The 429-nt window shown below is 63.9% G+C and carries 1 protein-coding gene; it reads left to right on the top strand.

Annotation, left to right across the window (positions count from 1 at the left end):
* The coding region (locus GSQ76_RS31250) for a hypothetical protein (protein ID WP_216851150.1) at window positions 1–269 on the top strand (269 nt) is incomplete at its 5' end.
* Window positions 270–429: the final 160 nt, after the last annotated feature.

The raw sequence follows: 429 nt of genomic DNA, 5'->3' as shown, positions 1-429 counted from the left end.
AGCGTGACCCGGCGGCTGCCGCCGCCCACCGTCAGTTGCTGGCTACCTCCCGGGAAGAGGCGCAGTCCCCGGCAAGCGACGTGAAAGCCGTTCAAGAACGACAGCCCGATGAGGACCCACCCGAGCAAGCCAACCGAGAGGGTCAGCGAGAAGCCGCGGCGGCTAGCTTGGCTGGCGGGATGATCGCGGCAGAGGGCCGCCCTATCACCGCTGCTGAAGCCGTCGAGAAGGTGCAGGAGGTTCTGGAGGAACTCAAACGGCGTGAGTGAGGCGAACGTCTCGGGAACGGCAGATTCAAACCGAGTCGTTCACGTCTGTTCGCCGTCCGAGTCGCGCTGCGTGACAGCCAACCAGGTGTGATTTGTCCGCCCGCTCCGATATGCCGGGCACACAATCGGGACGAAGTCGGTGGAAAACGTTTGGGATTAC

It is taken from the genome of Acidisphaera sp. L21, assembly GCF_009765685.1.
Classification (GTDB): Bacteria; Pseudomonadota; Alphaproteobacteria; order Acetobacterales; family Acetobacteraceae; genus LMUY01.
This window is presented reverse-complemented; position numbering and strand designations above follow the sequence as displayed.